This is a genomic window from Puniceibacterium confluentis, assembly GCF_007923445.1.
GTDB lineage: Bacteria > Pseudomonadota > Alphaproteobacteria > Rhodobacterales > Rhodobacteraceae > Puniceibacterium > Puniceibacterium confluentis.
In genome coordinates, this window is the sequence record NZ_VOJI01000005.1 from 187,502 (window position 1) to 212,188 (window position 24,687).

The 24,687-nt window shown below is 66.8% G+C and carries 27 protein-coding genes; 14 read left to right on the plus strand and 13 right to left on the minus strand.

Annotated features, from left to right (window positions below):
* The first annotated feature begins 1 nt into the window (after position 1).
* The gene (locus FOY53_RS08025) at positions 2–922 is read left to right on the plus strand and encodes a NaeI family type II restriction endonuclease (protein WP_146587545.1); all 921 of its coding nucleotides are present in this window, start codon (positions 2–4) and stop codon (positions 920–922) included.
* A 10-nt stretch (positions 923–932) separates the two neighbouring features.
* On the opposite strand, the gene FOY53_RS08030 is transcribed toward FOY53_RS08025, so the two are convergent.
* Positions 933–1,172, minus strand: coding sequence for an Lrp/AsnC family transcriptional regulator (locus FOY53_RS08030; protein ID WP_146587547.1), 240 nt, complete (start codon positions 1,170–1,172; stop codon positions 933–935).
* A gap of 131 nt (positions 1,173–1,303) precedes the next feature.
* On the opposite strand from FOY53_RS08030, the gene hisB reads away from it, so the two are divergent.
* Positions 1,304–1,891, plus strand: coding sequence for an imidazoleglycerol-phosphate dehydratase HisB (gene hisB, locus FOY53_RS08035; RefSeq protein WP_146587549.1), 588 nt, complete (start codon positions 1,304–1,306; stop codon positions 1,889–1,891).
* Between the two features lie 39 nt (positions 1,892–1,930).
* A complete protein-coding gene (gene hisH, locus FOY53_RS08040; RefSeq protein ID WP_146587551.1) occupies positions 1,931–2,569 on the plus strand; it encodes an imidazole glycerol phosphate synthase subunit HisH in 639 nt (212 codons plus the stop codon).
* Between the two features lie 80 nt (positions 2,570–2,649).
* On the opposite strand, the gene FOY53_RS08045 is transcribed toward hisH, so the two are convergent.
* Positions 2,650–3,036 (minus strand): DUF2147 domain-containing protein, encoded by a 387-nt coding sequence (locus FOY53_RS08045; protein WP_146587553.1) that lies wholly within the window; start codon positions 3,034–3,036, stop codon positions 2,650–2,652.
* Between the two features lie 134 nt (positions 3,037–3,170).
* Here FOY53_RS08045 and hisA point away from each other — a divergent pair, with 134 nt between their 5' ends.
* The 3 genes from hisA to FOY53_RS08060 all read left to right on the plus strand — a co-directional run bounded on the left by hisA (position 3,171) and on the right by FOY53_RS08060 (position 5,293).
* On the plus strand, positions 3,171–3,893 hold the full coding sequence (gene hisA / locus FOY53_RS08050; protein WP_146587555.1) for a 1-(5-phosphoribosyl)-5-[(5-phosphoribosylamino)methylideneamino]imidazole-4-carboxamide isomerase: 723 nt from the start codon (positions 3,171–3,173) through the stop codon (positions 3,891–3,893).
* Positions 3,894–4,220: 327 nt separating this feature from the next.
* Positions 4,221–4,982 carry an imidazole glycerol phosphate synthase subunit HisF gene (hisF, locus tag FOY53_RS08055; RefSeq protein WP_146587722.1) on the plus strand — a complete coding sequence of 254 codons (762 nt, stop codon included), beginning with the start codon at positions 4,221–4,223 and terminating at the stop codon, positions 4,980–4,982.
* On the plus strand, positions 4,979–5,293 hold the full coding sequence (locus FOY53_RS08060; protein WP_146587557.1) for a phosphoribosyl-ATP diphosphatase: 315 nt from the start codon (positions 4,979–4,981) through the stop codon (positions 5,291–5,293). Before hisF ends, FOY53_RS08060 begins: the two co-directional genes overlap by 4 nt.
* A gap of 53 nt (positions 5,294–5,346) precedes the next feature.
* Here FOY53_RS08060 and FOY53_RS08065 read toward each other — a convergent pair whose 3' ends face one another.
* The 4 genes from FOY53_RS08065 to FOY53_RS08080 form a co-directional block, all read right to left on the minus strand.
* Entirely contained in the window at positions 5,347–5,814 is a 468-nt protein-coding gene (locus FOY53_RS08065; protein WP_146587559.1) for a CoA-binding protein, read from the minus strand.
* Between the two features lie 187 nt (positions 5,815–6,001).
* Positions 6,002–7,054, minus strand: a complete 1,053-nt coding sequence (locus FOY53_RS08070) for a T6SS phospholipase effector Tle1-like catalytic domain-containing protein (RefSeq protein WP_146587561.1) — start codon at positions 7,052–7,054, stop codon at positions 6,002–6,004.
* Entirely contained in the window at positions 7,032–9,329 is a 2,298-nt protein-coding gene (locus tag FOY53_RS08075) for a xanthine dehydrogenase family protein molybdopterin-binding subunit (RefSeq protein WP_146587563.1), read from the minus strand. The genes FOY53_RS08070 and FOY53_RS08075 overlap by 23 nt, the downstream gene beginning before the upstream one ends.
* Before the next feature lie 158 nt (positions 9,330–9,487).
* On the minus strand, positions 9,488–10,627 hold the full coding sequence (locus FOY53_RS08080) for a type III PLP-dependent enzyme (RefSeq protein WP_146587566.1): 1,140 nt from the start codon (positions 10,625–10,627) through the stop codon (positions 9,488–9,490).
* Positions 10,628–10,740: 113 nt separating this feature from the next.
* Here FOY53_RS08080 and FOY53_RS08085 point away from each other — a divergent pair, with 113 nt between their 5' ends.
* Positions 10,741–11,175, plus strand: a complete 435-nt coding sequence (locus tag FOY53_RS08085; RefSeq protein WP_146587568.1) for an Lrp/AsnC family transcriptional regulator — start codon at positions 10,741–10,743, stop codon at positions 11,173–11,175.
* Between the two features lie 16 nt (positions 11,176–11,191).
* Here the strand turns inward: FOY53_RS08085 and FOY53_RS08090 are convergent, their stop codons facing one another.
* Together FOY53_RS08090 and FOY53_RS08095 are read right to left on the minus strand one after the other, a co-directional pair.
* Positions 11,192–11,797, minus strand: coding sequence for an inner membrane-spanning protein YciB (locus tag FOY53_RS08090; RefSeq protein WP_186766543.1), 606 nt, complete (start codon positions 11,795–11,797; stop codon positions 11,192–11,194).
* Positions 11,798–11,830: 33 nt separating this feature from the next.
* Complete coding sequence (locus tag FOY53_RS08095) at positions 11,831–12,733, minus strand: EamA family transporter (RefSeq protein ID WP_146587571.1); 903 nt, start codon at positions 12,731–12,733, stop codon at positions 11,831–11,833.
* A 68-nt stretch (positions 12,734–12,801) separates the two neighbouring features.
* On the opposite strand from FOY53_RS08095, the gene FOY53_RS08100 reads away from it, so the two are divergent.
* Positions 12,802–13,284: an MgtC/SapB family protein gene (locus FOY53_RS08100; protein ID WP_146587573.1), complete on the plus strand. Its 483-nt coding sequence runs from the start codon at positions 12,802–12,804 to the stop codon at positions 13,282–13,284.
* Between the two features lie 5 nt (positions 13,285–13,289).
* On the opposite strand, the gene ftsY is transcribed toward FOY53_RS08100, so the two are convergent.
* Complete coding sequence (ftsY, locus tag FOY53_RS08105) at positions 13,290–14,612, minus strand: signal recognition particle-docking protein FtsY (protein WP_146587575.1); 1,323 nt, start codon at positions 14,610–14,612, stop codon at positions 13,290–13,292.
* Between the two features lie 220 nt (positions 14,613–14,832).
* Here ftsY and FOY53_RS08110 point away from each other — a divergent pair, with 220 nt between their 5' ends.
* Positions 14,833–15,594: a lytic transglycosylase domain-containing protein gene (locus FOY53_RS08110; protein WP_342783980.1), complete on the plus strand. Its 762-nt coding sequence runs from the start codon at positions 14,833–14,835 to the stop codon at positions 15,592–15,594.
* A 77-nt stretch (positions 15,595–15,671) separates the two neighbouring features.
* Here the strand turns inward: FOY53_RS08110 and FOY53_RS08115 are convergent, their stop codons facing one another.
* Positions 15,672–17,357 (minus strand): NAD(P)H-dependent oxidoreductase subunit E, encoded by a 1,686-nt coding sequence (locus tag FOY53_RS08115; RefSeq protein ID WP_146587580.1) that lies wholly within the window; start codon positions 17,355–17,357, stop codon positions 15,672–15,674.
* 185 nt (positions 17,358–17,542) lie between these two features.
* Here FOY53_RS08115 and FOY53_RS08120 point away from each other — a divergent pair, with 185 nt between their 5' ends.
* The gene (locus FOY53_RS08120) at positions 17,543–18,562 is read left to right on the plus strand and encodes an alkane 1-monooxygenase (RefSeq protein ID WP_146587583.1); all 1,020 of its coding nucleotides are present in this window, start codon (positions 17,543–17,545) and stop codon (positions 18,560–18,562) included.
* 68 nt (positions 18,563–18,630) lie between these two features.
* Positions 18,631–19,029, plus strand: a complete 399-nt coding sequence (locus FOY53_RS08125; RefSeq protein WP_146587586.1) for a hypothetical protein — start codon at positions 18,631–18,633, stop codon at positions 19,027–19,029.
* A gap of 171 nt (positions 19,030–19,200) precedes the next feature.
* On the opposite strand, the gene xseA is transcribed toward FOY53_RS08125, so the two are convergent.
* On the minus strand, positions 19,201–20,742 hold the full coding sequence (gene xseA / locus FOY53_RS08130) for an exodeoxyribonuclease VII large subunit (RefSeq protein ID WP_146587588.1): 1,542 nt from the start codon (positions 20,740–20,742) through the stop codon (positions 19,201–19,203).
* Between the two features lie 75 nt (positions 20,743–20,817).
* On the opposite strand from xseA, the gene purD reads away from it, so the two are divergent.
* Positions 20,818–22,080, plus strand: coding sequence for a phosphoribosylamine--glycine ligase (gene purD / locus FOY53_RS08135; protein ID WP_146587590.1), 1,263 nt, complete (start codon positions 20,818–20,820; stop codon positions 22,078–22,080).
* Positions 22,081–22,203: 123 nt separating this feature from the next.
* Here the strand turns inward: purD and FOY53_RS08140 are convergent, their stop codons facing one another.
* The gene (locus tag FOY53_RS08140; protein ID WP_246107324.1) at positions 22,204–22,872 is read right to left on the minus strand and encodes an FG-GAP repeat domain-containing protein; all 669 of its coding nucleotides are present in this window, start codon (positions 22,870–22,872) and stop codon (positions 22,204–22,206) included.
* A gap of 95 nt (positions 22,873–22,967) precedes the next feature.
* Positions 22,968–23,291, minus strand: a complete 324-nt coding sequence (locus FOY53_RS08145) for a 2Fe-2S iron-sulfur cluster-binding protein (RefSeq protein WP_146587594.1) — start codon at positions 23,289–23,291, stop codon at positions 22,968–22,970.
* A 127-nt stretch (positions 23,292–23,418) separates the two neighbouring features.
* Between FOY53_RS08145 and FOY53_RS08150 the strand changes: the two genes are divergently transcribed.
* On the plus strand, positions 23,419–23,859 hold the full coding sequence (locus FOY53_RS08150) for an OB-fold nucleic acid binding domain-containing protein (RefSeq protein WP_146587596.1): 441 nt from the start codon (positions 23,419–23,421) through the stop codon (positions 23,857–23,859).
* Between the two features lie 44 nt (positions 23,860–23,903).
* Entirely contained in the window at positions 23,904–24,416 is a 513-nt protein-coding gene (locus tag FOY53_RS08155) for a peptidoglycan-binding domain-containing protein (RefSeq protein WP_146587598.1), read from the plus strand.
* Positions 24,417–24,687: the final 271 nt, after the last annotated feature.

The following is a 24,687-nucleotide window of genomic DNA, read 5'->3' on the forward strand; positions in this document are numbered from 1 at the left end:
CATGAAACGGACCCTCCCCGACAGCCGTGTCCTCCCCGGGCATCCGGACCTTGCCCGGCTCGACCAACTCGGCGCCGAGATCACCCGACGCGCCGGCGGCCCCAGGCTGCTGGCCGAATCCTTCCCGACCATGCTGCGCCGCTGCATCGACGATGTGATCATGACGCCAAAGACCGGGCGGCGGTCTTACGACGAGCTCGAGAAAACCGAAAAGACCTATATCGGCACCCGGGTCGAAATCGAGCTGCGCGCCCTGCTTCAATTGCCGCGCGGGCGGCTCGATACCGAAATCCTGGGTCAGGATGTCGACATCAAGAACACCATGGGCAGCAACTGGATGATCCCGACCGAGGCGATCGGCCACCCCTGCCTGCTGGTCGCCGCCGACGAGGCACGCGCCGCCTGTTATCTGGGACTGATCGTTGCCCGGCCCGAATACCTGACCGCCGGGCAGAACAAGGACGCCAAGAAAACCGTTTCAGCCGAGGGCTTTGCCCATATTCTCTGGTTGCTCTGCAATCATCCCTATCCCGCGAACTTCTGGCGCACCGTGCCGCCGGAGGCGGTGACACGCATCTTTGCAGGCGGCACCGGCAACCAGCGCATGGCGACGCTGTTCCGCGAGATTCAGGGCCGCCCGATCACCCGCGATGTGGTCGAAGCCGTGGCCCGGCAGCAGGATTTCATGCGCCGCATCCGCTCGGACAAGGGACGCGGCACCCGGGACCATCTGGCCGCGGAGGGAATCCTGCTGCTCTCGGGTCATTACGATGCGCCCCTGATCGCGGCGCTGGGGCTTCCGGCCTGCACCGGCAGCGAATTCATCTCGTATCTGCCACGCAGCCGGGACGAGGCGGATCTTGCCACCCGCATGGGGGCTCCACTGAGCTGGCCGCCGCGGCAACCCGCCCTGGACCTGTAGCGCCGTCCGCTCAGAACGCCTTGAAGGTCAGCGTGGTCAGCGTGCGCTCCAACCCCTTGATGCCAGTCATGTTCTCGTTGATGAAATGGCCCACGTCCTGGCCTTCGGGAACATACAGCTTGACCAGCAGATCATATTCGCCGCTGGTCGAGTACAACTCTGAATGCACCTCGCGCAGGGCGATTTCTTCGGCGACCGCGTAGGTGGTCCCGGGCGTGCAGCGGATCTGGACAAAGACGCAGGTGGTCATAAAGCGCTCCTGTTGACTGCCCCGAAAGCTGGCACAGGCACCACGCCCGCACAATCGCAAAACGCACGCCCCTTGGCGCGGTCGGTCCCGCCGCCTATAAGCCCCCCGAACGCTTACGGCAGGAGAGCCCCATGCGCAGAGCCACCGTCACCCGCGCCACCGCCGAGACCGACATTTCCGTCGAGATCAACCTTGATGGCACCGGCGTCTACGACAATCAGACCGGCGTCGGTTTCTTTGACCACATGCTGGACCAGCTGGCGCGGCATTCGCTGATCGACATGACGCTCCGCGCGACGGGCGACCTGCACATTGACGACCACCACACTGTCGAGGACACCGGCATCGCCCTTGGCCAGGCGCTGCGCACGGCTCTGGGCGACAAGACCGGCATCCGCCGCTACGGATCCTGCCTGCTGGCGATGGATGACGCACAGGTGCGCTGTGCCCTGGATCTTTCGGCACGGCCCTACCTCATCTGGAACGTGGCGATTCCGACCGCCAAGATCGGCACCTTCGACACCGAACTGGTGCGGGAATTCTTTCAGGCGCTCAGCACCCACGGCGGCATCACCCTGCACGTCGACATGCTGCACGGGATCAACAGCCACCACATCGCCGAGGCGACATTCAAATCCGTCGCCCGCGCCCTGCGCGAAGCGGTCGAGACCGATCCGCGTACCTCCAAGGCGATTCCCTCGACCAAAGGCGCGCTTTAACCCCGCGCCAGCACCGAAATTTCCAGACCGGAGCACCCCATGCTCACAGCAATCATCGATTATGAAAGCGGCAACCTGCACTCGGCCCAGAAGGCGTTCGAGCGGATGGCGGCCGAGACCGACGCCGGAACGGTCATCGTCACCACCGACGCCGACGTCGTGGCCAGGGCCGACCGTATCGTGCTGCCCGGCGACGGGGCTTTTCCGGCCTGCGCCGCCGCCCTGCGCGGTGACAGCGGCCTCTACTCTGCGATGATCGAGGCGGTCGAGGTCAAGGCCCGCCCCTTCCTGGGCATCTGCGTCGGCATGCAGCTGATGGCGCGCAAGGGGCATGAGTACCGCGAAACCGACGGCCTTGGCTGGATCGACGGCGAAGTGATGCACATCGCGCCCAAGGACCGGTCGTTCAAGGTGCCGCACATGGGCTGGAACGATCTGGTGCTGAATCACCCGCATCCGGTGCTGGCCGGGATCGCAACCGGCGACCACGCCTATTTCGTGCATTCCTACCAGATCCGCATGGCGGACATGGCCCAGCGCATCGCCCATGTGGACTATGCCGAAGAAATCACCGCCATCGTCGGGCGCGACAACATGCTGGGCCTGCAGTTCCATCCCGAGAAATCGGCGGGAAACGGGCTGCGCATGATCGCCAACTTTCTGGCCTGGGCCCCCTGACACCCAAATCGGGCAAACATGCAAAAGGCCGACACCAGGTGTCGGCCTCTCCGGTTCGTCCGACGCAGGTCCGGTCGCGCTTACTTAACCCGGTTCCAGGTCTGCTTGGAACACAGCAGACCGCCGGCCACACAGCCCGACAGTTGCAGCGAATTGCCATTCAGCAACATTTTTCCCATGTAGACCTTGTTGTTGGACGGGCGCCAGACCTTGCCCTGGTACTTGCCCTTGCCCTGAGGCGCCATGTCGATCACCAGGGTCTTGCCCAGATTGGGCGACTTGTATTCCCCGGTGTCATTGAAGGTCCGGTCGATGGTGCCGCAGAAATTCGGCCCGCAGGGTTTTATCCCGACAATCGCGTAGGCTCCGTCATCCGGCTCGGTCTTCCACGTCCCCTCAACCGGATCCGCCCAGGCCGCGCCGCCCAAAAGCACCAGCCCCAGGGCCGCCGCGCACAGTTTCTTCATCTTGCATCTCCTCCCGAAATGTCTGCGGCAACGGTGCCGCCGAGCTGTTGGGCAATCAAGTCTGACGTGAGGTCGCGTTGCATCTGCCGTGCCGTCATGCCAAACCGGCGAAAACCGAACCAAGGGTGCCCGCGATGATCCTCTACCCCGCCATTGATCTCAAGGATGGTCAGGCCGTCCGCCTGCTGCGCGGCGACATGGAGAAATCCACCGTCTTCAGCGACGACCCCGCCGCCCAGGCCCGCGCCTTTGTCCAGGCGGGTTGCGAATGGCTGCACCTCGTCGACCTGAACGGCGCCTTTGCAGGCACCCCGGTAAATGCCGCGGCAGTCGAGGCGATCCTCGCCACCTGCGATGTGCCGGCCCAGCTTGGCGGCGGCATCCGGGACATGGCGACAATCGAGTCCTGGCTCGCCAAGGGGCTTGCCCGGGTGATCCTCGGCACCGTCGCAGTCGAAAACCCCGCCCTCGTGCGTGAAGCCGCCCGCGCCTTTCCCGGTCAGGTCGCTGTTGGCATTGACGCCCGCAACGGCCGTGTGGCGACCAAGGGCTGGGCGACGGAAACCGATGTGATGGTGACCGACCTGGCGAAATCCTTCGAGGACGCCGGGGTCGCGGCGATCATCTACACCGACATCAACCGCGATGGCGCGATGCAGGGCCCCAACATCACCGCGACCGAGGCACTGGCCCGCGCCGTGAACATCCCCGTGATCGCCTCGGGTGGCGTCAGCTCGCTCGGCGATCTCACCGCTCTGCGCGACACCGGCGTGATCGCGGGGGCGATTTCGGGGCGGGCGCTGTACGATGGTGCGCTGGACCTCGGTGCCGCCCTTGCGGCGCTGAAAACCGCCTGAACCGTCGGCACCCCCGAACACCAGCATCATCAGCGGCAGATACAACGCGGCCAGCCGACTGGCCGTGTTCGCAGGCGTGCCCGGTTTCGGGTTGCCGAAAACCACCAGCTGCGAGGCGCCGACCGATACCGCACCTGCGCCGCGGTCCACGAGCACAAACACCGTCGCGCACGCCGCCACCGGCGCCAGCAACAGTGCGCTCAAAACCACATGTCCCGTCAAACTCGGCCGCGTCCGCATTCCGGACGCAGAAATGCCGCCCGCCTCTGGCATCACCGGACATTCCATCCTAAAAGGCCGCAACACGCAAAACACATGGGCGAGACCATGCTCAAGACCCGTATCATTCCCTGTCTGGATGTCGCCGATGGCCGCGTGGTCAAGGGCGTGAACTTTGTCGATCTGCGCGATGCCGGCGATCCGGTCGACGCTGCGCGGGCCTATGACGCGGCCGGCGCCGACGAGATCTGTTTTCTCGACATCCATGCCACCCACGAAAATCGTGGCACCATGTTCGACGTGGTCACCCGCACTGCGGAACAGTGTTTCATCCCCCTCACCGTCGGCGGCGGTGTGCGGACGGTGGCCGATGTCCGCGCCTTGCTGCTCGCAGGCGCGGACAAGGTCAGCTTCAACTCGGCCGCTGTGGCCACCCCTGACGTCGTGACCCAGGCCGCCGACCAGTTCGGCAGCCAGTGTATCGTTGTCGCCATCGACGCCAAGACCGTGGCCCCCGGCAAGTGGGAAATCTTCACCCACGGCGGACGCCGCGCCACCGGCATCGATGCGGTCGATTTCGCCATGACCATAACCGCCAAGGGCGCCGGGGAAATCCTGCTCACCTCCATGGACCGGGACGGCACCCGCGCGGGCTTCAACCTGCCGCTGACCCGCGCCATCAGCGATGCGGTCAGTGTGCCGGTCATCGCAAGTGGCGGCGTCGGCACCCTCGACCACCTTGTCGAAGGCGTGACCCTGGGCGGCGCCAGCGCGGTGCTTGCAGCATCGATTTTCCACTTCGGCGACCACACGATCGCCGAGGCCAAGGCCCACATGCAGGCCGCCGGTGTGCCGGTGCGTCTGTCATGACCCTGGACGAGCTTGCCGCCACCATCGCCCTGCGGGCCGCTGCGGACCCCGACACCAGCTGGACCGCCAAGCTGTTGGCCAAGGGTCCGGAAAAATGTGCGGAAAAGTTCGGCGAAGAGGCGATCGAAGCGATCATCGAAGCGGTGAAGGGGGATCGTGCCCGCCTCACCTCCGAAGCCGCGGACGTGCTGTTCCACCTGCTGGTGATGCTGCGCGCACGCGACGTGCCGCTGTCGGACGTCATGGCCGAACTTGCCCGCCGTCAGGGCACATCCGGGCTGAGCGAAAAGGCCGCCCGTCCGGAGCAGTGACGGGACGGCGGGCGGGGCGCCTTCCGGCTCTGCCGGAACAGCGCCGCAGGCCGTCACAGCTTAGACGAAATCACCCCGGTCGAAAAACCGCCCTTGCGCAGCTCGCCAAACAACCGCTGGTATTCGATCTTCGGACACCGGTCCTGCACGACATCCACGCCCCGCGCCGCCGCCCGCGCCGCGGCAGCCGCGTGGCGCACCCCGATCTGCATCCAGATCGTGCGCAGCCCCGGCAGGACCGCCAGTGCCTCGTCCACGATTTCCGGCACCGCCTCGGAACGCCTGAAGATGTCCACCATATCCACCGGCTCGGAGATGTCCCGCAGCGATGCCCGCACCACCTGCCCGAACAGCCGCTGTCCGGTGTGCCCGGGATTGACCGGAATGACCGTATAGCCCCGCAGACCCAGGTAGCGGGCCACATAATAGGACGGCCGCACCGGATTCATCGACACGCCGACCACGGCAATCACCTTGGTGCGCGTCAGGATATCTTTGAGAAAAGGGTCGGAATAGGTCATGTCCGCAGATTACCCTGCAAAATCCAAAGAAAAAAGCGCCCAGGGTAAACCCTGGGCGCCAGTGCGGAACGAGGGACAGTGAAGGTGTCGCGGGGGTTCCGTTCCCGCGAGCCTGCAGTGTAGATAGGTAGCGGCGCCACAGTTTAAAGTCATGTCAAGTAACTGTGAACAAAGCGCTTGCCAATCCTCACAAAACCGGCTCCATGTTTTCCGCCTCGCCCGGACGCACCGACTCGTGCAGTTGTTCGGACGGGTCGCGCCCCACTTCGCGGGCGGCACGCAGCAGGAAAAGCTTGCCCACACCGTTCCAGGTTCCGACCGACGGCGCGTCGGGATCACAGCGGAATCGCTCGCGCCAGTCCGGCGGCAGGGCAACGCCGCGGGCTTCCAGCTTGCCCAGCATCCAGACCAGCGGAATGTTGGAACGCCCGCGCGCGGCGGAAAAGCCGCCCAACTGGCCGCCGATATCGCCATGGGTTCCCGGAAACCACACCTGTTCGACGGTGCCCTGCCAATCCTGCGGGCATTCCCACAGCACCGGCGCATAGGCCCGGCGCCGTTCGTCCAGCGCCAGCGCATGATAGCCATGCCGCACCGACGGCCCCAGCGTGTGATTGTGAAACGCATGGGCGTCGGGCTGCAACCGCCAGAGCAAAGGCATCCGCAGGCCCAGAGCCTTGACCGTGTCCCACACCCCGACCATTTCGATCTCGGTCTTCGGGTGACAGTAGAGCCGGGCAAACGCCTGCGCCGCGGCCCCGCCCGGATCAATCTGGTACAGGCGATAGATCTGGCGGATGTTGCTTTCGGTGGCATCGTTCCGCCGGATCAGCCCGATACGGTCGATGATTCCCGCAAGCGAGCGCACCGCATAGGCCCCCCGCGAATACCCCATCAGAAAGATCCGGTCGCCGGGCCGGTAACGCGACGCCAGATACCCGTAGGCCCGCCGGATCTGCCGGTTGATGCCGCGTCCGGTCATCACGTTCAGGGTCGAGGCCCAGTCGGGCCACTGCACACCCGCCTCGTAATAGACCGACACCGCGCCCCCCTGTTCACGCAATAGCCCGTAGGTCAGGCCGACGTTGGTTTCCTGTCCCGGTGTCAGCGACGACATTGTGCCGTCCAGAATGATCACATGGTCGCGCGGGCCGCGCGCGACAGACAGGTTCGAGTGGCTCGAGGAAAACCGCCTGCTCAGCCACCCAAGTACCCTGTCACTCAGCCGCGATCTGCTCATCCTGCAACATTTCCCATACGCGCACCGGGGTAAACGGCATGTCGGCCTGCCGGATTCCCCGGTCCCAAAGCGCATCCTGTACTGCGTTCGCCACGGCCGCGAGCGCGCCCACGGTCCCGGCCTCGCCACAGCCCTTCATTCCCATCGGATTCGCCGTCGATGGCACCGGTTCGGTATCAAAGCCGATCATCGGCACATCATCCGCCCGTGGCATGGCGTAGTCCATGAAACTTGCCGAGAGCAGTTGCCCGGTTTCATCATAGACCACCCGTTCCTGCAGCGCCTGGCCGATACCCTGCACGACACCGCCGTGCACCTGACCTTCGGCCAGCATCGGGTTGATGAGATTACCAAAGTCATCGACCACAGTATACCGCGCCACCGTGACCACGCCAGTCTCGGGATCAATTTCCACCTCGGCGACATGCGCCCCGTTCGGGTAGGAGCGCGCAGGCAGCTGCGCCGTCGCCTTGTGGCTGAGCAGATCCGGTCGCCCGGCCGCGCGGGCCATTTCAGCGACGTCAAGCATGGTGGGTGTCAGGTTTGACCCCTCGGCGCGGAACCGTTCATCGTCAAAGCGGATCTCGGCAGCGGGAACGCCCATCTCGTCGGACAGGAATTCAGAGAATCTTGTGATGATGTCATTGACCGCGGCCAGCGTCACATTGGTCTGCACCGTGACCGACCGGGACCCGCCGGTGCCGCCGCCCGCCGCGATCAGATCGCTGTCGCCCTGCACCACGCGAATGCGATCGGCCGGTATACCAGTCTGATCCGACAGGAACTGCGCAAACACCGTTTCGTGCCCCTGACCGTTGGATTGGGTGCCGACATAGATCACCGCGCTGCCATCCTCTTCGAATGTGACCTGCACATTTTCGCTAGGAGACCCCAGAATGCTTTCGATATAGTAACACAATCCCTGGCCGCGCAGCAGCCCCGCCCTGGCCGAGGCCGCCTTGCGCGCGGCATAGCCGTCGAGATCAGCGTTGCGGGCCGCGTGGTCCAGCACCCGGGCAAATTCACCCACGTCATAGGTTTCGCCGACGACGGTCTTGAACGGGAACTGTTCGGGGCGGATGAAATTGATCCGGCGCAGCTCCCACGGGTCCACGTCCAGTTCGCGCGCGGCGCGGTCCATGATGCGCTCCAGCACATAGATCGCCTCGGGTCGTCCTGCGCCGCGATAGGCGTCGACCTGGGTGGTGTTGGTAAAGATGCCGTCGACATGCAGCCAGATCGCCGGAATATCGTAGACCCCGGGCAGTACCCGGGAGAACAGCATGGTCTGGATCATCTGCGCGAAGTTCGAGTTGTAGGCACCGAGGTTGCACACGGTGTTCAGCCGGTAACCGGTGATGCGATGTTGCGCGTCAAAGGCCAGCTCGGCCCGCGTCACCAGATCGCGCCCGGCATTGTCGCTCAGCATCGCTTCGCCACGGTCCGACATCCAGCGCACCGGACGCCCCAGCACCCGCGCCGCCTGTGCGCAGACAAAATACTCGGGATAGGGCATGCCCTTCATGCCAAAACCGCCGCCGACGTCCGGGTTGGTCACGCGCACGTTGTCCGCAGCGAGCCCCAGCATGTCGACCAGATTCTGCTTGAGCCCCCAGACCCCCTGGCCGTTGAACGCCAGATGCAACCGGGTGCCGTCCCATTCGGCGAAACAGCCGCGCGGCTCCATCGAATTGACGATGATCCGGTTGTCGCCCACCTCGAGGCTGACGGTGCGCGCCGCTGCCTCAAACGCCTTGTCCGTCGCCTCCCGGTCGCCCATGGCCCAGTCAAAGGCGCGGTTCTGCGGGGCCTCGGGGTGGATCGCCGCGCCGCCGACCTCGAGCGCCAGATGCACAGGCAGATCGTCATAGTCCAACACGATCAGTTCGGCGGCATCCCGGGCCTGCTGCAGCGTGTCGGCAAAGATCATCGCCACCGGCTCGCCGACAAAGCGCACCCGACCGCGTGCCAGCACCGGGCGTTCCGGTGCGGCCCCCGGCGTGCCGTCCTGGTTCCTGGCCAGGGTCGCGCCGATACCCAGCTGCACACCGGCGTCCAGCAGGTCCTGCGCCGTGAGCACCAGATGCACCCCTTCGGCCGACCGCGCCTCGCTGACGTCGAGCGTCGTGATCTCTGCATGCGCCACCGGCGACCGCAGGACATAGCCGTGCAAGGCACCCTGCGGAGTGATGTCGTCGACGTAGCGCCCCTGCCCGATCAGGAACCGGGTGTCCTCGACGCGTTTCACCGATTGGCTTTTGCCAAATTTGTCCATGCCCGGGCCCCTCGTCGCTGTCCGCTTTGCCCGGACATTAGCCTTCGGAGTCCAAGTGTCCAGAGCGGGGGTCCTTCGATGAAGCCGTCCCTTCGAAATAATGCAGCCCACGGCGGCATTTGGCGGCACGCCGTTCCCTGCCCTGCCGCTGCCGCCGGCTATCCCGATGACGGTGCGCCATTCAGCGTGACAACCCGGCGCGCGCCATAGCCGTTAAAGCCGGTCACCAGCGCCTGCGCATAGGCCCCCATCGCATCAAACAGCAGGTAGTCGTCTTCGGCGCTGTCCCGCGGCAGCGGCAGCGGATGCGGAAGCCGGTCGACACTGTCGCAGGTCGGACCGAACACAACCCGTTCGCGCAACGCGCCACTGCGCCTTTGTCCCGTGGGCGCGAACACGGCAATGCGGTCGCCCGCGGGCAAGTCCCGCCACTCTCCCAGCGCGCCATAGACGCCATCGTTCAATGTGACCGACTCCGGGTCCAGCGCCTTGATCCGCAGGGCCAGCTGCACCGCTTCGGCCACCATCGCCCGGCCGGGTTCGCAACACAGGGGCGGCGGCATGGCGCCAAACGCCGTCGCCGTCGCGCCGGAGATTTCCGCAAAGACCGCTTCGAGATCCGGGGCAATGCCGGAGCGGTGCGCCGCAAAGCCGCCACCGACGTTGAGCCGGGCCAGCCGGACACCCGCGGCCTGCGCCACTTCGGCACAAACCGCGATGTACCGCGCCCAGGGGGCACCGTCGGCGCATTGGGTGCCGGGGTGAAAGGTCATCGCCGGCACATGGCCCCGGGCACGGGTCGCCCGCAACAGGGCGACGGCCTCGTCCGGGGTGGCCCCGAATTTGGTGCCGAAATCATACGCTGCGCCGGAGACCGGAAGCTTCAGGCGCACCGCGATCTCGGACCCTGCGGACAGGTCGGCGAGCTTGTCGTATTCCGCTTGCCGGTCGACCGACCAGGAGGCGATGCCGTGCTCGCGCGCCATAGCAATCTCGGTGCGCGAGCGCACCGGGTTGTGGTAGTGCAGCCGTGCCGCCGGCAGGGCGCGGCGCACCGCTGTCATCTCGGCGGGAGAGGCGACGTCGAAGGCCCGAACCCCCGCCGCCACCAGATTGTCGAGGATTTCGGGCGCCGGGTTGGCCTTGACCGCATAGGTCACCATGCCGGGAAATCGTTGCAGAAACCGTTTTGCCGTGCGCTGCAGGACGCCGGGATCAAAGAACAACACCGGCACGTCCGGGCGGACCTGTGTCAGGAAATCCATCGGCGATGCCCACTGCCGTACCTCTGAGACCATTTCCGCACCTTTGCGATTGTTTGTTTCGCAAAAGTGTGCCGGGAATACTTGTCGCTTTCACGCAGCACTTAGCGCATTATGACCAAATCTTTCGTCATATCGCAGGTCTGAGGATGCAGATTGATCAAACGGATGAAAAACTTCTGTCGCTGCTGTCGGACAATGCCCGCACGCCGGTGGCCACGCTGGCCCGCACCCTGGGCATTGCGCGCACAACCGTGCAGGCACGGATCGACCGACTGGTCGAAGGTGGCGTGATCGCCGGGTTCACGCTCAAGGGCAGCCCGGCGCTGCGCGCCCCGATCCGCGCCACGGCGCTGGTCACGATCGAACCGCGCTCGGGTCCGGCGGTGCTGGCGCGTCTGCGCGCCCTGCCGGGTGTCGTGCTGGTGCACACGACGTCGGGCCGGGTCGACCTGATCGCGGAGATCTGCGCCCAGACCACACAGGAGCTGGACGAAACGCTGGATCGCATCGGCGACGCCAAGGGCGTGCGCAGTTCAGAAAGCCTGATTCACCTCAGCACCAAGATCGATCGCGGGCGCTGAGGCCCACGCGTGCGGTTCAGCCTTTTTCCGGCTTTTCGATCCCGTAGCGCTTGAACAACCCGCCCTGGGTGAAAAAGAACACAAAGATCGCCGCCGTCAGCCCGAACGTCTTGAAATAGACCCATGTCTCGGTGCTCATGCTGCGCCAGATCACCTCGTTGGCCAGCGCAAGGCCAAGGAACAGGGCGCAGACACGTTTGGTCAGCAGCATCCAGCCCGCTTGCTCCAGCGGCATCAGCCCCTCCATCACAAACTTGAGGTAACTTTCGCCCTTGAGCAACCCGACCCCAAGGATGCCGCCGAACAGCAGGTAGATCAGTGTCGGCTTCATCTTGAAGAACCGGTCGTCGTTCAGCCAGACCGACAGCCCGCCGAACACGGTGATGAGCACCACCGTGACCACCTGCATCCGGCCAAGCTTGCCGGTCAGCGCCCAGAGCGCCGCCGTCGAGGCGATGATCACCGGGATGAAGCCGGCAGTGACGATGATGAACCCGGCATAGGCGGTCCCGGCGATGTTGAATGTCTCGTCCTTGAGCCAGAGATAGGCCACAAAGAACAACAGCACAGGCCCCAGTTCGAGTGCGGTCTTGAGGGTCGGGTTGATCTTGCGTTCTGGCATCAGGGCCTCCGTTTCGTGCTCTATATGGGGGGCTCAGCCCGAGAACTCAACAATCACTGCACCCAGGGCGATCAACGTCATCAAAGCGATGCGTCGCGGCCCCACGGTTTCCTTCAGCACCAGCCAGCCGATCAGCGCCGCAAACACCGTCGAGGTTTCGCGCAGCACCGCCGCCTCGCCGACCTTGTCCAGCCGGGTGGCCAACATGATCGACCCGAAACTGAAAAACGCGACCACGCCCCCCAGAACGCCGCGCAGCATGAGCGGCCCCGGTGCCGGGCGGTCTGCCATCCGCTGCCAGCGGCGTGCGGCAAAGAACGGCAGCGCGACCCCGTCGATCACAAAGAACCAGGCCAAAAAGGTAAACGGATCGGCCGTGGCGCGGATGCCGTAGGCGTCATAGGTGGTGTAAAGCGCGACAAACAGGCCGGTGACAAAGGCCAGGCCCATTGCAACCGGCAGCGTGTCGCGCTGCGGTTCGAGATAGATCATGTTGTAGAGGGCAAGGCCGAAGATCCCCGACAACAAGACGCCAACCCCCAGCCACTGCCAGATGTTGAACACCTCGCCAAACAGAAGATAGGCCCCGATCACCGTAAACAGCGGCCCGGTGCCGCGCACCACCGGGTAGACCACGGTATAGGCCCCCTTGGTGTAGGCCGCAGCCTGCAGCGATTTGTAGACGATGTGGATCAGCCAGACGACGGCAAAGACCGGCCACATGTGCGGCTCGGGGAACGGCACCGCGAACAGCGCCACCGGCAGCGCCATGACAAAGACGCTGGCGTCGATCGCGCCACGGGTGAGCCAGGGGTCGTGACGCCCTTTCTGCAGCGCACCAAAGACCGCGTGCAGAAAGGCCGCCAGCACAGCAAGGCCCAGGGCCAATCGGTGCCCGGCCTCGGTGCCTTCCAGCGAGATCAGCCAGGCGCTCATCCCCGCGCGGCGCGGGAACTGCGCCACCGGCGGCACGTTGTACCCGCAACACCCGGGAGAACAGCCAGATGCTGGAACAGATCACCGCAGAATTCGCCAACAGCTTTTCGGTGGTTTCCGCCCCGGTCGCCCTTGCGCGCCTGAGCGCCGCCATCACCCTGGGCGCCGTGATCGGTGCCGAGCGCGAGTGGCGCAACAAACCCGCCGGCCTGCGCACCCACATCCTGGTCAGCGTCGCGGCCTGCCTGTTCGTGATCATCGGCCAGGAGCTGAGCGCGCTGCAGTTCGGCGCCGACGGAGAGCAGCGCAACGACCCGCTGCGCATGATCGAGGCGGTGACCGCCGGTGTCGCCTTCCTTGCTGCGGGGATGATCTTCAAGGCCGATGGCGAGGTGCGCAATGTCACCACGGGCGCATCGCTCTGGCTGGTAGGCGCCGTCGGGCTGGGCTGTGGCGCCGGGCGCCTCGGGCTTGCGGTGATGGCGACCCTGATCGTCGTGGCGGTGCTGTCGCTGCTGCGGCTGCTGGAAAACCACAGCCGCAACGACTGAGCAATTCAAGCGTCCAGCCCCGTGAGGGCTGCGGCGAATTCTTCGGGGTCGAACGGTTGCAGGTCGTCGATCTGCTCGCCGACACCGATGGCGTGGATCGGCAGGCCGAACCTGTCGGCCAGCGCCACCAGCACCCCGCCCTTGGCGGTGCCGTCCAGCTTTGTCATCACCAGACCGCTGACATCGGCGAGCTTCTGGAAGGTCTCGACCTGACGCAGGGCATTCTGGCCGGTGGTGGCATCCAGCACCAGCAGGGTGTTGTGCGGCGCGTCGGGGTCCTTCTTGCGGATGACCCGGACAATCTTGGCCAGTTCCTCCATCAGGTCGGCCCGGTTCTGCAACCGCCCGGCAGTGTCGATCAGCAGCAGATCCGCCCCCTCGGACTGCGCCCGCGTCATCGCATCGAACGCCAGGCTGGCGGGATCCGAGCCTTCGGGCGCGGTCAGCACCGGCACCCCGGCCCGTTCGCCCCAGACCTGAAGCTGCTCCACGGCGGCGGCGCGAAAGGTGTCACCGGCGGCGATCACGACCTTCTTGCCGGCCGCCCGGAACTGCGACGCGAGCTTGCCGATGGTCGTGGTCTTGCCCGACCCGTTCACCCCCACCACCAACACCACCTGCGGCCTGGTCGCATAAAGCGGCATCGGCCTGGCAACGCTGTCCATGATCCGCGCCACCTCGGCGGCCAGCAGCTCCTTGATTTCGCGGGTCGAAACCTTGCGCCCCATCCGCCCCTCCGCCATGTTCGAGGTGACGCGCAGGGCGGTATCCACCCCCATGTCGGCGGCGATCAGCAGTTCCTCGATCTGTTCCAGCATGTCGTCGTCCAGCGTCCGGCGCATGACCGGCGCGCCGTCACCGCGCCGGAACAGCCGCCCCAGCACGCCGCCGCCCTGCGGCCGGTCTGGCGTGGCCGGCACCTCCTGCGGGTTCCCGGCCGGTGTCTCGTGACCGGGCTGCGGAATTTCGCGCGGCGGCGCGGTCGGCGCGGGGGCGGGCGCGGGCACAGGGTCATGGGGCACTGGGTCATGCGGGGCAGGCACCTGCGGGCCCGGATCGGGCGCCGGCGTCACATCCGGCGCGGGATCGGCAGGCTGCGGCACCTCGACCGGGCCCGGCACCGGGCGCTCGTCCGGTGCCCCGGGGACCGGATCCAGCGGTGGCGTGACATCCGGGCTGGCGGGACCCGGCACTTCGGGGCCGACCGGCGCCGGAAGATCGGGCTCCGGCTCGGCGCTGCCACCATCGCCGACGATGGCATCGAGCCCCTCCTCCAGCCGCGAGGACGATTTGAACAATTTGCTTTTTAGCTTGCCGAAAAAGGACATCTCAACCGCTCCTGATCACGTGGCTTTGACCTAATACGCCCAGCGCCGAGATGAAAGTCTGTTGACGCAGATCGCGCACCCGGGCCTAGTGACGGACATGTGGCGGATGGTATTTTTCCTGTTGATGTTGGCGGCTCCACCGGCGGCACGGGGTGATCCCGGCACCCTGTGCAGCAGCGGAAGATGGGGCCATGTGCAATGCATCCGCCCGGCCCATTTCGTGTTTGATACCTGCCAGGCGATCGGGATCTTCGCGCGCGACAACGACCTTGACCCGGGGTTCTTCGCGCGTCTGATCTGGCAGGAAAGCCGGTTCGACCCCAACGCGCTCAGCCCGGCGCGGGCACGCGGCATCGCGCAGTTCATCGATTCCACTGCCGCGCTGCGCGGATTGCGCGACAGCTACAATCCGGCGCTGGCGCTCGAGCATTCGGCGGAATACCTCGGCGAACTGGTGCGCCGCTTCGGCAATGCCGGTCTTGCGGCGGTGGCCTACAACGGCGGCGAACGGCGCGCCGAAGGCCTGGTCGCCGAAACCGGCGGTCTCGCGCAGGAGACCATCGACTATATCGAGATCATCACCGGCCTGACGGCGGAAACCTGGCGCGACGCGCCGCCCCGGACCCATGACTTCCGGCTGCAAGGGGACAAACCCTTTGACGAGGCCTGCCACGACCTTGCCCGCAACCGTCGGCTGACAGCCTATCCGCGGCCCGAGCCCGCGCTGAAACCCTGGGGGGTGCAGATCGCCTTCGGCACCAGCAAATCCGCAGCCCGGGACAAGATTTCGAGATTCGGTCCCAGCTGCCGCGCGGCGCTCCGTGGCGAAACCGTCGACTATATCTACCAGAAAAGCCGCGCCAGCCCACGCGGCGGATACTATATGGCCCGCGTCGGGCGCGACGCACAAAAGGCCGCGTGGAGCTATTGTGACACACTCAAGGCCAACGGCTGCATCTGCGCCGTCTACCGCAACGGCTGAGTCCGGCGGCGCCGGATCTGGCCCTTCCGCCGGATTCTTCTCTTGTCAAATACTCACTCAGCCCGGCCGCGACAGGCTCAGACCTCGCCGGGAAAGTGCTTCATCGTCAGCCGGATCGGATTCGGGGCCGCCTGCCCCAGTCCGCAGATCGAGGCATCCGCCATCGCCTGGCAGACCTCCTCCAGCAACGCCGTGTCCCACTGTGGCGCCTGCATCAGCTTGACGGCCTTTTCACAGCCGACCCGGCAGGGCGTGCACTGGCCGCAGCTTTCGTCCTCAAAGAACCGCAGCATGTTCAGCGCCGCATCCCGGGCCGAATCCTGATCCGACAGCACCACCACGGCGGCCGAGCCGATGAAACTGCCATGGGGCTGCAAGGTATCGAAATCCAGCGGAATACCGTCCATGCTGGCCGGCAGCAGCCCCGATGAGGGTCCGCCGGGCTGATAGGCCTTGAACACATGCCCCTCCGCCATGCCGCCAGCGGCCGCAATCACATCCAGAATGGTCGACCCCGCGGGCAGAAGATGCACCCCCGGCGCGGCGACGCGCCCCGAGACCGAATAGGACCGCAGGCCCCTGCGTCCGTTCCTTTCGACACTGCTGAGCACCTGCGGCCCGTCTCGGCAGACCCGCGCGACCCAGTGCAGGGTCTCGACATTGTGCACCAGCGTCGGCCGGTCAAAAACCCCGACCTGAGCCACATAGGGCGGACGGTGGCGCGGGATGCCGCGCTTGCCTTCCAGGGATTCGATCATCGCGGATTCCTCTCCGCAGATGTAGGCGCCGGCCCCGCGCCGCAGATCGACATACCCCGCGGGCACCACCCCGGCCGCCTCCAGCGCCGCGATCTCGCGCCGCAGGATCTCGAGCACCGCCGGATATTCGTCGCGCATGTAGATGAAACAGGTCTCGGCCTCGACCGCCCAGGCGGCAATCAGCATCCCTTCGAGGAACAGATGCGGTGTGCGTTCCAGGTAATAGCGATCCTTGAAGGTTCCCGGCTCACCCTCGTCGCCGTTCACCGCCAGATAACGCGGACCGGGATTGCCGCGCACAAAGCCCCATTTCTTGCCCGACGGGAACCCGGCGCCCCCCAGTCCGCGCAGACCCGACTCGAGCACGGTCTGCTGCACGGCCTCCCAGTCGCCGGTGGCGCGCAGTTCGGCCAGCTTTGCATAGCCGCCCGCCGCGCTGTAGGCGGCATAGGTTTCGTAGTCGGGCACATGTGCATGGGTGTCCCCGGCCGCGATCGCCGCCTGCACCTTTTGCGGCGTGGCGTGATCGATATGCGCGTGGCCCAGCTCCAGCACCGGCGCCGTGTCGCAGCGTCCCATGCAGGGCGCACGCAGCACCCGCACCGCGGCAGGGTCCAGCCCGTCCTCGAGCGCGGCGCGCAGCGTCTCGGCCCCGGCCATCTCGCAGGACAGCGAATCGCAGACCCGGATTGTCAGCGCAGGGGGCGCCGCCTCGCCCTCCTTGACGATATCGAAATGCGCGTAAAAGCTCGCGACTTCATAGACTTCTGCCATCGACAGCCGCATCTCCTCGCCCAGGGCGCGCAGATGGGCGGCGGACAGGTGTCCGTATCTGTCCTGTATCAGATGCAGATGTTCGATCAGCAGATCCCGGCGGCGCGGGGCATCGCCCAGCAAGGCGCGCACCTCGGCCCAGGCGGTTTCATCCAGCTGACGACCCTTGGGCGTCGTGCGCCCCTTGCCCTTGCCCGATTTCCACACACCCTTGCGCTCATCCAGTGCCATCTGCGGTCCTTCTCCCTTGGTGCCTGCACCCTAGCCGACCCTAACACGGACGGGACGCCAAAAACGACGCAGGAGCACAGTGAAACGGCTCCAAATTGTCGCGGTTCGGCCCGATAGGTGTCGGAATTTTCCGATAGAAGTAACATGCAGGCGGCAAAGCCTTAAGGCAGCCAAAAGGATTGGGCATGGCGCGCTTTACCATCATCACGCTGGCCATGGCGGCGCTTCTGGCGCTGGGTCTGGCGCGTGGCGGTATCTTTGCCGGTCTGGCACTGCTCTATATCACCCTGTTCACCTATTTCATGGACCGGATTGCGGCGCTGACCGCCCCCGATGCTCCCGCGGGTCAGGAATTTCCCGCGGGCCACGGCCTGTCCCTGCTGCTCGGCCTGCTGCATTTTCCGCTGCTTTATGGCGGCGTTGCTGCCCTGAACGGCGCGACGCTCGCGCCTGTGGAAAAGGCGCTCTGCTTCTTTGCTCTGGCGCTGTTTCTGGGACAGGTCAGCAATTCGAACGCCCACGAACTGATCCACCGGACATCGCGCTGGCCGCGACGGCTGGGGGTAGCGGTCTACTGCACGCTGCTGTTCGGCCACCATGCCTCGGCCCACCGGTACGTGCACCATGTGCATGCGGCCACCGACCGCGACCCCAACTCCGCCCGCCTCGGCGAGGGATTCTACGCCTTTGCCCTGCGTGCCTGGATCGGCTCGTTCCGGCAGGGACTGGCCGCCGAACGCACCCGGCGCGCCCGCAACGCCGCGGCCCGGGGCCTGCCGCCCTACGCGGTCTACGGCTTCGGCGCGCTGGCGTCCTGTGTCACGGCACTGCTGATCGCGGGTGTCACCGGCCTGCTCTGGCTGCTGGCGCTTGCCGCCTATGCCCAGATGCAGCTGCTGCTCTCGGATTATGTCCAGCATTACGGACTGCGCCGCCGCCAGACCCCGCGCGGGTGGGAACCGGTGGGCCCGGCGCACAGCTGGAACGCACCGCAGGGATTCTCTTCGGCGCTGATGCTGAACGCCCCGCGCCACTCTGATCACCATGCCCGCCCGCAACGCGCGTTTCCCGGCCTGACCCTGGACCGCGCCGCCATGCCGCTGCTGCCGCACTCCCTGCCGGTCATGGCCACCGTTGCCCTGATCCCGCCGCTGTGGCGCCGGATCATGGACCATCGGGCGCGGGACTGGGCCGCCCCGACCTGACCTTCCGCTGCCGCCGCGCGACCATTCGGGCATTCCCCGCGCCCGCGGTCTCTGGCACAGTGCGGGGCATGCGACAGATATCCAGCCTCCTCGCCTGCCTGTGCCTCGCCCTGCCCGCAGCGGCGCAGCAGCCGATGACGGCTGCCGAATTCGAGGCCTATGCCACCGGCAAGACCCTGTATTTCGGCCAGGACGGCCAATCCTACGGCGTCGAGGAATACCTTCCCGACCGTCGCGTGCGCTGGTCCTTCCTGGACGGCCAGTGCAAGGACGGCGTCTGGTACGAAGAGGCCGGGCAGATCTGCTTTGTCTATGACGACAGACCCGCGCCGCAATGCTGGACCTTCTACCGCGACGGCGCGGGTCTGCGCGCCGTGTTCGAAAACGACCCCGAAGCGACAACTCTCTACGAAGCGCGCCAGGACGACAGGCCGATGCTGTGCTACGGCCCGGACCTCGGCGTCTGAGTGTGCCGCAGGTGCCTCTGCCGGGTCATGGCGTCAGGGTGACGCTGGCGCCTGACGCACCGGCCACAGGCCGGTAAGGAGGCAGCCGGCGCGCGCATCGCGCGCTCCCTGGGATCAGGGTGGCCGGGGGATCAGGCCAGCGGACCGGGGGGCGACCAGGGGCCGGACAGATCAGATCAGCGTGCCCTGCTCGGGCGGTTTGCGTGCGGCTTTCCTCGGCGCACTGCCGCCGATCCTGAACCGTCCGTCGGCAAATTCGATCTCCAGTCCCGAGGCCGCCGCCGCCGCCGCCTTGCCGGTCACAACCGCACCGTCGCCGCGCACCACCGCATAGCCGCGCTCCAGCGTCGCCTTGTAGCTCAGGGTCTCGCGCAGCCGGTCCAGTGTCTCCAGCCGGCGACGCAGGTCGTCCATCTGCCCTTGGGCCGCCTCGTCAAAGCGCTTGCCAACCGTGTCGAGACGGTCCCGCCCGGCCTGAAGGTCCCGCACGATCGGACGCAGGCTCAGGCGGTCCGCCCGCCGCCCCAGCGCTTCGCGCCTGGCGGCGATCAGCCGGTTCAGCCCCGGCGCCAGCCTCTCCCCCCGGTCCTCAAGCCGCCCGCGCCCCTGTCCGATCCGCATCGCCAGGGTGGCAGGCCGCAGCGACCCGGCGGTTTGCGACAGCCGGACCCGGCGGATCTGGACCGAACGGATCAGGGCCTGCCCCAACCCGGTGCCTGCCGAATCGAGCCGCTGACGCGGCTGGTCCAGCAGTGTTTCCGCCCGCGGCAGGGCACGTGCCAGATCGCGCAGACGCTGGCCGCGCACCTCCAGCCGCTGCCCCAGCGCCCGGCCCAGCCGGGCCTGCATGTCCCCGACCCAGGCCAGCAGTTCCAGCCGCACCGGCACCGCCAGTTCCGCAGCCGCGGTCGGAGTCGGCGCACGCCGGTCCGAGACATGGTCGATCAGCGTGGTATCCGTCTCATGCCCCACGGCGGAAATCAGCGGGATGTCACTCGCCGCCGCCGCCCGCGCCACGATTTCTTCGTTGAAGCCCCAGAGATCCTCGATCGACCCGCCCCCCCGCGCCACAATCAGCAGGTCGGGACGCGGAATCGCCCCGCCCGGCGTCAGCGCGTTGAACCCGGCGATTGCCCGGGCCACCTCGGGCGCACATTTCGCGCCCTGCACCGCCACCGGCCAGATCAGCACCCGGCGCGGGAACCGCTCGCGCAGGCGGTGCAGGATGTCGCGGATCACCGCGCCACTGGGCGAGGTCACAACCCCGATCACCTCGGGCAGATAGGGCAGCGCCCGCTTGCGCGACGCCTCGAACAGCCCCTCGGCCTGCAACGCCGCCTTGCGCTTTTCCAGCATTGCCATCAGCGCGCCCATGCCCGCCGGGCGGATGTCCTCGATCACGATCTGATATTTGGATTGTCCCGGAAAGGTCGTCAGCCGCCCGGTGGCGACCACTTCCATGCCTTCCTCGGGCTGGGTCTGCAACCTTGAGGCCGTGCCCTTCCACATCACACCGGAAATCACCGACCGGTCATCCTTGAGATCGAGGTACACATGCCCGGAACGCGGCCGCGACACCCGTCCCACTTCGCCTTTGACCCGGACGAATCCGAACTCGCCCTCGATCACCCGCTTGACCGCGCCCGACAGCTCGGAAACGGTGAACTCCGGCGCGTTCAGCCCCTCGGGTGCGTCGTCAATCAGATCGGACATGATGCCTCGCTTGCTCTTGCCTGTCCGCAACCTTAGAACGCGGGGCGACGAAGGCCAAGCAGGAGAGCGCGCCCCATGAACATCCTCATCCTCGGCAGCGGCGGGCGCGAACATGCGCTGGCCTGGGCGGCGCTGCAGAATCCGAAATGTGACAAGCTGATCGTGGCGCCGGGCAATGCCGGGATCGCGATGATCGCCGAATGCGCCCGGCTCGACATCAACGATGGTGGCGCGGTGGCAGAATTCGCCGGTGACAATGCCATCGACCTGGTGATCATCGGCCCCGAAGCTCCGCTGGCCGCCGGCGTCGCCGACCGGCTGCGGGACGCGGGCCTGCTGGTCTTCGGCCCCTCCGCCGCGGCCGCCCGGCTCGAAGCTTCCAAAAGCTTCACCAAGGAAATCTGCGACGCCTGCAACGCGCCCACCGCCGCCTACGGCCATTTCACCGATGCCGATGCCGCCAAGGACCATGTCCGGACCCAGGGTGCCCCCATCGTGATCAAGGCGGACGGCCTCGCGGCCGGCAAGGGCGTGATCATTGCCGAAACCGTGCCCGAGGCCGAGGCTGCCATCGACGACATGTTCGGCGGCGCGTTCGGCGGCGCCGGCGCCGAAGTGGTGATCGAAGAATTCATGACCGGTGAAGAGGCTTCGTTCTTCGTGCTCTGCGATGGCACCGACGCCCTGCCCATCGGCACCGCGCAGGATCACAAGCGTGTCGGCGCCGGCGACACCGGCCCCAACACCGGCGGCATGGGCGCCTATTCGCCGGCCCCGGTGCTGACCGACGCGCTGGCCGAACAGGCGATGGCCGAAATCGTCCGCCCGACCATCGCTGAAATGGCCCGCCGGGGCACTCCCTATCAGGGCGTGCTCTACGTCGGCCTGATGATTTCGGACCACGGCCCGCGGCTGGTGGAATACAACGCCCGCTTCGGTGACCCCGAATGCCAGGTGCTGATGATGCGCCTCGGCGCGCAGGCGCTGGACCTGATCCACGCCTGCGCCGAACAGCGCCTCGGCGAGATGCAGGTGAACTGGGCCGACGACCACGCGATGACCGTGGTGATGGCGGCCCGGGGCTATCCCGGCGATTATGCCAAGGGTGATGTCATCAACGGCCTGACCACGCTGCCGGAAGACAGCTTTACTATGATGTTTCACGCCGGCACCGCGCAGTCAGAAGGCCGCATCCTTGCTGCGGGGGGGCGTGTTCTCAACGCCACCGCCCGCGGCGCCACGCTGCAAGAGGCCCGCGACAGAGCCTATGCGCTGCTGGATCAGGTCAACTGGCCGGGCGGCTTCTGCCGCGACGATATCGGCTGGCGCGCGCTCTGACATCGCGGTGACATCGCGGCGCCGGTCGGCCCTGCCGTCCGCGCCCTGTCCGTGGCGCCGGGCAAACCTCCCTGTCTGAGCCGGACCCCAGACTTTCCCGCCAGGGCAGCACGCCTTCCGGCGCTACCGGCAGGCCAGGGCGGCGTCGATGCTCTGGCGGCTGCGGTAGGGCCCGAGCCGCCGCGCCTCCAGCCTTCCGTCCGAGAACCGCACGGCCATGACCGCCGTCCAGTCGGCATTGGCGGCGATGATTTCCGCACTGCCGCCGCAACCGCGGATGCCCCCGAGGATGTAATCCCAGCCGATGCGGTGGTTTGTCAGCCCGCCCAGCTCCGCCACCGGACTCAGCGCCCCCTGCTCCAGCCGCCACAGCCGCAGGGTGCGGGCCAGGTGCGGGCGGTCGATATAGGCGATCTCGATCCGGCCGTCGCCATCCAGGTCCGCGGCCCCCAGAGGTGCCAGCCAACGGTTGCGCTGGCCGATATGCGGCGTGGCCGCGATGCGGCCCTGTTCGCCCCAGACCGCCAGCCGCGCGCCCTGTGTCAGGCTGGTTTCCACCACCAGCACCTCGGGCGCGCCGTCGCCGTCCACATCCGCCAGCCGCGGCGCGATATCCTCGAAGACCAGCGTCTCGGGCAGGATCGCGCGCAGCACCCGGCCATCGTCCAGGCTCAGCTCAAGCCCGCCCCACTCCACCGCGTCTCCGAGAACGCCGTGGTCATAGCGCTCGGTCGGTGCCAGGTAGCGCGCCGCGACAATCTCGGCCCGGACGGCACCACAGGCGCCCAGCAACGCCAGCCACAGGGGCAGCGCATGCAGCGCGCGGCGGGCCTGCCGGGTCCACCGGCGCGACAGCGGGCGCCGCGCCGGATCTGATCCGTGCGGGATCAGATCTGTTTCTCCGGCATCTGCACGATCAGCCCGTCCAGGGCATCGCTGACCTTCAGCTGGCAGGTGAGGCGCGAACGCGCGGGATCAGGCTCGTAGGCAAAATCCAGCATGTCCTCTTCCATGTCTTCCTTGGCGGGCAGTTTGTCAGCCCAGGCCGGATCGACGTAAACGTGACAGGTCGAACAGGCGCAGGCGCCGCCGCAGTCCGCCTCGATGCCGGGAATGTTGTTGTCCCGCGCGCCTTCCATGACGGTCAGCCCGTTGGCGACCTCGACCACATGTTCGGTGCCGTTGTGCTCGATATAGGTGATCTTTGCCATGTGGATCTCTCTCCTCGACTTTGCTTGCCGACCTACCTAGTCAAGCACGCGCGGACCTGCCAGCCCTTTTGCAGCAGATGTCTGCGGAGACTTGCGTGACCCTGCCGAATGTTCCATAAATGTTCTCATGCAAGTTGCACGTAGCCCAGCCCCGCGGCCCCAGCCGCCACAGACCCGGCCCTCGCAGACCCGGCCCTCGCAGGATGCGCCCTGGCCGCGGCCGCCGTTCTGCCTGCCGGCCGCCGGGCTGGACCAGCCGCCCAGTGGCGCGCGCATCACCGTGGCCGGGCTGGTCATCCTGCGCCAGCGGCCCGGGACAGCCAAGGGGGTGATCTTTCTCACGCTTGAGGACGAAACCGGCGTCATCAACATCATCGTCTGGCGCAGTCTCTACGAGACGTTCCGCCGCGCCGTTATTTCGGGGCGGTTGCTGCGTGTCACCGGACGGCTCCAGCGCGAGGGCGGCGTGACCCACGTCCTGGCCGAACGGATCGAGGATATCTCACCTTTGCTTGACCGCCTGCTATGCCCGGCCGAGGCGCTTTCCCCGGACCGGCAAAGCCGTTAGGGTGCGCGCCAAAGACGTCAAACGCCCCGAGGCCCGAGCAGCCCATGATTATCAGACTGGCACCCGCCGCCGCGCTTTGCCTTGTGGTCGCCTGCGCGCCGCAGGGCGGCCCCGGTGCGTCTGGCCCGGAGCAGGCCGCCCTCGCCGCCGAGCGCCGGTCCGATGGCTCGTGCCAGGCACGGGAAATCGTGCCGGCGATCTATGAACAGGTCCCAGGGCAGGTGCAGGTGGTCCAGGCTGAGCGCGCCGCCGACGGCACCGTGATCCGCCCGCCGATCTACCGCAACGCCACCGTGCCCAAAATTGTGCGACCCCGCGGCGAGATCCGCTTCGAGGTGCCCTGCCCCGAGACCATGACCCCCGAATTCATCGCAACGTTGCAGCGCGCCCTGCTGGCCCGGGGCTACTATACGGCGGCCATCACCGGACGCATGGACAGCGCCACGGTTGCGGCCGTGCGGCGCTACCAGTCGGGACGGGGGTTGGACAGCGGCCACCTTGCGCTCGACACCGCCCGGGATCTCGGACTGGTCGCGGTCGCACTCCCCGCCCCCTGACCCCGGCGCCCACGGGTTCGAGACCGCCCCGCGCCGCCCCGGCCATGCGTCCCGCCCGAGGCCGCACACCGCCAGGGTCCGCCCCCGGCATCGACGGCTGGGGCGCGAGCGCCGCGAACAGCAAATCTGTGAACCCAGAGGCTCAGCCTCTGCACCGGGCCGCCGGTTCGACCAGACCGGGCCTCTCTGGCCGGGCACGCCAGCACCTCATGCCACCCTCGGACCACAGGTGCCGCGCAACATGACCGTGACGCGGAACCCCGACGCCGCG